Origin of the sequence: Roseateles sp. YR242, from assembly GCF_900109745.1 — a bacterium.
Lineage (GTDB): Bacteria > Pseudomonadota > Gammaproteobacteria > Burkholderiales > Burkholderiaceae_C > Roseateles.
On the sequence record NZ_FOAV01000028.1, the window covers coordinates 1 to 7501 of the forward strand.

9 protein-coding genes are annotated in these 7501 nt (G+C 58.3%); 8 read left to right on the top strand and 1 reads right to left on the bottom strand.

From position 1 onward, the window contains the following. On the bottom strand, positions 1 to 286 hold a 286-nt coding region (locus tag BMY53_RS25090; RefSeq protein ID WP_143074245.1), incomplete at its 3' end, for a transposase. Positions 287 to 566: 280 nt separating this feature from the next. On the opposite strand from BMY53_RS25090, the gene BMY53_RS25095 reads away from it, so the two are divergent. The 8 genes from BMY53_RS25095 to BMY53_RS25125 all read left to right on the top strand — a co-directional run. Continuing rightward, positions 567 to 1205, top strand: coding sequence for a hypothetical protein (locus BMY53_RS25095; protein WP_143074246.1), 639 nt, complete (start codon positions 567 to 569; stop codon positions 1203 to 1205). A gap of 348 nt (positions 1206 to 1553) precedes the next feature. Then, complete coding sequence (locus tag BMY53_RS25100; protein WP_143074247.1) at positions 1554 to 2903, top strand: SidA/IucD/PvdA family monooxygenase; 1350 nt, start codon at positions 1554 to 1556, stop codon at positions 2901 to 2903. 95 nt (positions 2904 to 2998) lie between these two features. Continuing rightward, the gene (locus tag BMY53_RS25755) at positions 2999 to 3346 is read left to right on the top strand and encodes a hypothetical protein (RefSeq protein WP_143074248.1); all 348 of its coding nucleotides are present in this window, start codon (positions 2999 to 3001) and stop codon (positions 3344 to 3346) included. Positions 3347 to 3808: 462 nt separating this feature from the next. Next, a complete protein-coding gene (locus tag BMY53_RS25105) occupies positions 3809 to 4801 on the top strand; it encodes a PD-(D/E)XK nuclease domain-containing protein (protein WP_255370376.1) in 993 nt (330 codons plus the stop codon). Further along, positions 4798 to 5943 carry a hypothetical protein gene (locus BMY53_RS25110; RefSeq protein WP_092949900.1) on the top strand — a complete coding sequence of 382 codons (1146 nt, stop codon included), beginning with the start codon at positions 4798 to 4800 and terminating at the stop codon, positions 5941 to 5943. Before BMY53_RS25105 ends, BMY53_RS25110 begins: the two co-directional genes overlap by 4 nt. Positions 5944 to 5971: 28 nt before the next feature. Further along, positions 5972 to 6598, top strand: coding sequence for a hypothetical protein (locus BMY53_RS25115; RefSeq protein ID WP_255370377.1), 627 nt, complete (start codon positions 5972 to 5974; stop codon positions 6596 to 6598). Positions 6599 to 6679: 81 nt separating this feature from the next. Continuing rightward, entirely contained in the window at positions 6680 to 6964 is a 285-nt protein-coding gene (locus BMY53_RS25120; protein ID WP_143074249.1) for a hypothetical protein, read from the top strand. Between the two features lie 263 nt (positions 6965 to 7227). After that, positions 7228 to 7501: transposase (locus BMY53_RS25125; RefSeq protein ID WP_143074250.1), on the top strand; the 274-nt coding region annotated here is incomplete at its 3' end.

Genomic DNA, 7501 nt, shown 5'->3' on the forward strand with positions numbered 1-7501 from the left:
AAAACGCGCTGGCCAGCTTCAAGATCTCGTTGGCCTTGCGCAGCTCCCGCACCTCGCGTTCAAGGTCCTTCACGCGCTGGGCCTCGCTGCTCGTCACGCCCTCACGCACGCCAGCGTCCACCTCCGCGCGCTTGACCCATTCGTTCAGCGTCTGCGGTACGCAGCCAATCTTGGGCGCGATGGACTCAATGGCCGCCCACAGCGACGGGTATTCCCCTCGGTGCTCCTGCACCATCCTCACGGCACGCTCACGCACCTCGGGTGAGAACTTGTTCGACTTGCTCATGGCTCAATCCTCTCAGAGTGTTGAGCCTCCTCAAAATCCGGGGCGATTCACGCCAGCCCAGACGCACAACCCCACGCATCAGAAACGAGCTGACCAACCGAGGGCCGAGAGAACCGTGGTCCTCTTTTTCTATGACGATTCAGCCGATCTGAAACCTCAGTAGGGTTTTCCCGCTCCAACGCATCCTGGCGTTCACTTCATCCTCGATATTGATGACGGCTGGGCGGAACCCGAAATCTAAAATGCTCGGGCATTTCGAAGTCAGATGAAGCAGGGCACCATGGACGACGCGCTCCCGACCCCACAACAAGTCACTCAACGTGAGAGCCGCCTCTCGTGGCGGATGCGCAGGTTGCTTGCTTGGTTGCTGAAGCCTCAGACCCTCATTGGAGGGATTTTGGGCGCCCTGCTGACGGTTGGATGGGACGTCGCCAAATTGCACTACGGCGAAGAGTTCCAGCAATACATGGCGGCCAAGGCCAAATCGCTTGATGTTCTACAGCGCAACCCGGACACCGTCGCTGGAAATGATCAAGCGATCAAGGAGTTCCTTCGCATCACGCCTAGCTTCGAGGACTCCCCCCGCGCTCGAGACTTTCTAAGCACGCTCACGGGAGGGCTGGTCCGAAAGCTCGTTGACCAACGTGCTGCATTGGCGGCCCAGCAAGCCAAACTGAAGGCCGAAGCGGACGAGCAGGCAAAGAAGAAGGCTGCTGCAGAAGCCAAGGCTATAGCCGAAGCAGCCGAGGCCACAAAGAAAGCGCAGGCTCTGCAGGTAGCTCAAGCTGCTGAGCAAGCCGCCGTACAGGCGCAGCTGCTGGCTGCGCAGCAACAACGTGAAGCAGAGGCGGCGCGTCGGCGCGAAATCCAGTCAGCACAAGCGTTTGATCGGATGCTTCAAAGTCCAAGGGCACGCTGACATTTCAACCACGAATCATTCTCGTCGAGAGTGCATCTGATGACTGCCAGGCGCGTCAGCGCGGTAGCGGAAGTCGGAGCGACCGTTCGAGTGTCCCTGGCCACCAAGCCGACCTGCTCACCACGTACTGCTGGGTAATGTCCAGGCACTTCCAGCCATGGCGGGCGACGGATTGGCCACCACCGGTGACCCTGGCGTCTATATGCCAGGATGGTTGAGTTGCTGTTATCACCGCACGGGTGGCGGCTACCAGCCCTGATTCTTTGGGCGTCTCGATGGGTGGCACTGGCAGTTTTAGCAGGACCAGCCTCATGACATCATGACCAGCTCATAACGACGAAATCAAACGTGGCGACCAAGACCGCAAACTCTCCTCGAAAAGTCAATGGGCCTGTCGAACTCGCTGTAGTCGGAGGTGGTCCCAAAGCGGCTGCTATAGCTGCTAAGGCACAGGTGCTTCGTGAGCTCGGAAAAGCAGATGTGCGAGTCACCATCTTCGAACCTAAGGAGATCGGAGCGCATTGGAAGGGAAAAGGCGGCTATACAGACGGCGAGCAACGCTTGTGCACTCTGGCCGAACGGGACGTCGGCTACCCATACTCTTCAGTGTTTGGCAAGGACGTTGATCTGCAGATGGCAGCTCACTATTCTTGGGGCCGCTTCCTCCACCAACGACCGATTGGATACGAGCAGGGATTCAGCACCTGGCTTGACGCCGGAAGAAGACCGCCGTACCACGGCCACTATGCGGACTATCTTGCGTGGGTAGTCGATGCCTCAAGACCTCGAGTTGTGACGGCAGAGGTGACGGCTCTGGCCAAAGAGGACGGATTCTGGAGACTATCCAGTCGAAGTGGTGATGGACGCGCGCAAACAGATCCGACCCAATTCAACGGTGTGGTAGTCACCGGGCCCGGTCCGGCCCGAAAAATTCCGCTTTCGAGGAAACGCAGCGCGGAAGTACCCCACGAGAAGATCTTCAACGGCCAGGATTTTTGGCTGCGCTTGAAGGAGGTTCGTCGTTGCCTGAAGGAGATGGAAAAGGTAAGTAACGACGATGCACAGATCGTGATTGCTGGTGCGGGCGGCACGGCAGCAGCCGTCCTATCCTGGCTGATTGGTGCAGGCGCGCGTGACCGGCGGATCGTCATAGTGGCGACCCAAGCCTCTCTGTACACGCGGGTCGATAGTGTTTTTGAAAACCGACTTTTCAGCGACGAGACGGCGTGGTCGTCGCTGTCTCCTGAGAGCAGACGTGCCTTTTTTGACCGCCTTAATCGTGGCGTCGTCTGGGCGACGGTAATGGATCGTGTTTCCACGGCGACGGCTTTAACTATGCTCGATGGCAAGGCGAAGCGCATTCGAGTCGATTCAAAGGACCAATGGTTTCTATCTGTTGAGAGCGGCGACAAATCAACGATCCAACTGCGTCCGTCCTTCTTGATCGATGCCACGGGCTTTAACCCTTGGTGGTTCCTTCCAATGGTCAAAGGACTTCCGCGTGCGGATAGGAAGCCAACCAAAGCAACAACCGAAGGTTGGGAGCGCTCGCTATCGAAGCACCTGCGGCTAGCGGGTGGAATTTGGGATGAATACCCAAGCCTACACGTCCCTATGGTTTCAAGTCACGTAGGCCCGGGGTACGGCAGCCTCATGGTGCTTGGCGGGATGGCCGACCACATCCTGGGTGCCTACTGATGAGCCTCGGAGCATCGATTCCCATACACCTGTACATATGAACTACAATGTGGTTGTAGCCGCTAGGTGCGGCCTAGTCATCCTAGGGAGGTCCTATGACGTCCAAGAATTTGGTGCTTCGAACGGTCTACATCGATCCCGAGGTCGATGACGAACTTCGAAACGAGGCATTCGCGGGTCGAACCAGCAAGAACGATCTTTTCCGCAAGTACCTTCGCATTGGCATGCAGATGGCACGAGACTTGTCTGCTGCGGATTCCGTCACCAGCAAAACGGCTGACAAGTCCAAAGTGAGCCCTCAGCCCAAGGCAAAGACGACGGTAGTCGCTAAGGCCAAGTCGTCCGGCAAGGTCAGCTCGGCGCGAGGATCAGGGAGCTCTACACGAACGAGAGCAAAAAAGTCGGCTGCGAAGGCTGGGACAACTCAGCACGTGACTGCCTGACGCCCAAGGCAACCTCAGGCAAAGTAGCCGTCAGTGCTTCGCCCTGAACGACCTCAAGGGGTTCTGTCTTGGTTGCCCACCCGGTGCCGCGGTAAGTCGACTTGCGCTGATGCCCATCTGAGAATCCGCCGTTCTTTCCTCGTCCCGCTGCGGCAATGGCACAGCCAAGGAGCCCATCGTCGCTTCAGTACGGCGCTGCGCTAGTCGGCTCCGCATTTGCTCTGCACGTCACACGACAACGACAAGCCATCTTGGTCCCCGTCGAATAGGTTGACACAGCCATCTTCGCCGCGGTGCGCCGTCTGATCAGCGCCCTGAAATCGCGGGTTCATCACCCAAAGAATGACCTTGCGCGCCGACCCTCGCGCGGCTGCTGCCTGCATCTGTTTTGTACAGAGCGCCTGATCGCGTATCCTGTTGTAAGCACGCAATAAAGCGGGCATCCACTCAGGGAGAGGGAGTTTGGCAGAGACACAGAACACCGCCAAGCAGGCGGAGATTTTGGCCAGCGAGCTGTTCGGTGAATTTTTCTGGAACAAGCTGGGGCCTTCGAACCACGACTGGCCATGTGAGGATCAAGAGCGTCACAAGGTCAAGGAGCATCCTTGCGACGTCGTCTACTACTACGACGAGCCATATGCTGCGAGTCAGACCTACGTGCATTGCGACCTCAAGAGCTACGCGAAGGGGACGATCACCGCAGCGGCCGTGAGATCCGCGGTCGAGAGCCTGGCGAAGCAGGTCTCATGCGCGGAGAAGAGTGAGACGTGGCGCAAGCTGCACACGCATGAACACGTTACGTTCTCGGTGAACGGGCTTCTTTTCGTCTACAACCACGACGGAGAGTATGAGGCCGATTTCCAGAAGAACCTCGTTCACATCCCCACCGAGAGCGTACAGCTCCCGCGGGGCAGTCGGCTTTTTGTCCTCGGCCCGAAAGAGATCTTTTGGCTGAACAACATTCGCGACGAGATCCAACGCATGCGTGGGAAGCGGTCGCCAGAAATTCCTGGCCACGAGCACTGCTTTTACTTCCACCCGCAATTGGTTCGACGCGCCAACCTCCAGGTCCGCAAGGCCAAGGCGGCCACGCTGGAGACGCTGACGTCGCCCATCATCATTCTTGAGCACCACGACCCCAAAGGTAATGCTCAGCGTGGCGTCATCGTCTTTTACTCCCGGCCGGGAGACACGGTCGACGAGTTCATGTACCTCATCGACACCTTGCGAAAATACGAGCTGTTGGATGGCCGCACGTCGGTGATCGTCAAGACGCTCGGCGCGTCGTCCATTTCGTCGCCTACCTTCCAGAAGGCTCAACTGCATTACATCGAGGGCTTGGTGGGATCGAACGTCGCCACCGATCTTGGTGATTACGTGAACGCGATCCGGTACGAACCAATGGTCGATGTCAAGACCACGTACTCGAACATCGACCTGGGGACATGGGCATGAACGAGTTCCTCGACCACCTGAGCGCTAACGACAACGATATCTACGACCTGTTGATCTCCGGCAAGCAGCGCCTCACGGAATCAGTGCTTCGCGAGTTCGCACGGGATCGAGGGATCTTCTGCTCCCCCGTCGAGGGTCGGGAAGACCTGGCCGACTATCTGTCAGCGCTCCCGCACAGCTTCCACGACGTTGCCGCGATTATTCAGAGGCGGGAGCCAGGCCACCGCCGAGAAAAATCGACCTTCATTCGTCTGAACACGGTGGTGCCGCTCGAAGAACTGAAGGCGGCGGCGGCCGAATACGCAGGCACTGTCGCAGGCAAAGAGAACGTGGTCTTCCGGCCAGCCGCCAACGATGGATTTATCGTGAACGTCGGCTACAACGAATTCAACCGTTCGCGCACTCGTCTTTTGCAGCGCGAACCTCAAGAGGCCGAGATCGAGTTTCTTGTCGAGAACGGCCATACCGTCGTGCGCCTTCCAGCGACGGACAAGGCCAAGAAGATTGCCGCAGCCCTGAAGGACAACGTGGAGCGTCGCCGAAAGGCAACCATTGAGGAAGAAAGCGTCGAGCTGACTGGCCTCACGACGCCTGAGCAGCGATCCAAGTTCTTCACACGGCTCATCTCCACACTGCCGAAGTTCCGGCTTAGAAATGTGATGAGCCTAAAAGTGTCGTCGCACCTGTCGGAGGATGGCGAGGAAGATGAGGCGTTGGACTTGGAGGACGACGACGAGGCTGAGGCGGGTGCGGAAATGTTCGCTGCCGTGGTCCACAGCATGCAGCTCAGCGGTCAGAACCTTGTGCAGTCACAGGAATACAAAGACCTCACGTCACGCGGCTTCTACATCACAGCCATTTCCTGGCGATCAGAAGCGGAAGGCAACCCGCCCGACATTGTCCAGTTTGACGCCGGCTTTCAAGATCGCAAGCGTGGAACAGGATTCAAGTACGCGGTCCAAGGGGCGTTTCGTGCTCACAAAGGCGCTCACCGTAAAACGATGGTGCATGTCGACGGCACCGAGAAGGCACGGCTGCTGGCGTTGATTGAATCCACCGCACGCCAAGTCTTGGCTGACTTGGTCGCAGAGGCGGAAGCGGATCCCGACAACGCGGGAGGCAGCGATGTCGCGACGCTATAGGTGGCTCAAGGCCCAATGGCCAATCAGCATGAAGACGTTAGGCCGCAGGCTCAAAGCGAGAGAATTCCAGGGCGACGCTACGCACGGCTTCGTGATAGATCGCCTTCGTGAAGACCTGCTCGAGGCGCGTTACGTCGAGCGCGTTGAGTACACGGAAACGATCACCGACCCGTTCGGCAAAGAGTTGTCCTTCGAACGTGTTGAGTTTCGCCAAAGTCATTTCCGTGCAACGGCCTACGGCGCCGGCCTTGAGATTCGTGATGCTCCGCGTAGCGTGCAGCCGCTCATGAACAGGCTGTCAGAGGCCACAGATTTCGCGGTGACGATCAGTCCCTACTCGGTAGACGTCTTGGCATGGGCAGCAAAGTTCCAAAGCTCCTCGGGCTTTTCGTGCCACGTCGAGTCCCTTCAGATGAGCGATTTGCAGCTTGAGGAGGGCGTTGTTGCGAGGGTCGTGATCAAAGGGGATCGTGACGTACGACAGGCGTGCACTAAGCTTGCGGCACATCGCCGGTATCTCTTAGAGCGTATCCAGCTCAGATTGGACGTTCCGAAGGGGGGAACAATCGTTCTTTCCAATACAGGCGCTGCCACTTTGAGCGTCGATCAAGCGGACGAAGACATCCTCGAGCATCTTCGAACCGGCCTGTTGTAGCCGACCTCTGCCGTCGCATATAGCCTCGGTGATCCATCGGCGCTGAAACCTGGCCAGATGTCCCGCCACGTGGAAGGCAACATGATGCAGAAGAATGACTTCATCGCAGCGTTCTCCAGACTTGGCTCAGGCAAAGAACTGAGCGAATTCATTGCCCAACATCACCTTTCCACGGCAGGGCTTGATCAGAAAGAGGGAGCGCAGGTCTATCAGATCGTCGGAGGCACGATCGAAGGCGCCGCTGCGGTGATCACACACCGCTGGTACGACCCAAGCGGTCCTTATCAGAACCAGCCGGATATCGCGAAGGCCGAACTGGACATTGATGGCAAGCGTGTTGCGACGGTCAGTTGGATTGATAGCTAGCAATGGCGGAGCGCGACCCGTTGCAGCCGGCTTCCGGCTCACGACTTACAGTGGGCGTCGACGAACTTCCCAGGACGGGAGTGCGCGCCTTCGTAAGCCGGCTGTCTGAGTCCAACCACGTTGTTTACGAGCGCACGCGCCTTGACGATTGGGCGGAAGCGGTCACTCAAGCGTAAGCGGTCAATGAACCGCGTCCTTGAGCTGCGGGCCGTGTGAATCGCCCCGGATTTTGAGGAGGCTCAACACTCTGAGAGGATTGAGCCATGAGCAAGTCGAACAAGTTCTCACCCGAGGTGCGTGAGCGTGCCGTGAGGATGGTGCAGGAGCACCGAGGGGAATACCCGTCGCTTTGGGCGGCCATTGAGTCCATCGCGCCCAAGATTGGCTGCGTACCGCAGACGCTGAACGAATGGGTCAAGCGCGCGGAGGTGGACGCTGGCGTGCGTGAGGGCGTGACGAGCAGCGAGGCCCAGCGCGTGAAGGACCTTGAACGCGAGGTGCGGGAGCTGCGCAAGGCCAACGAGATCTTGAAGCTGG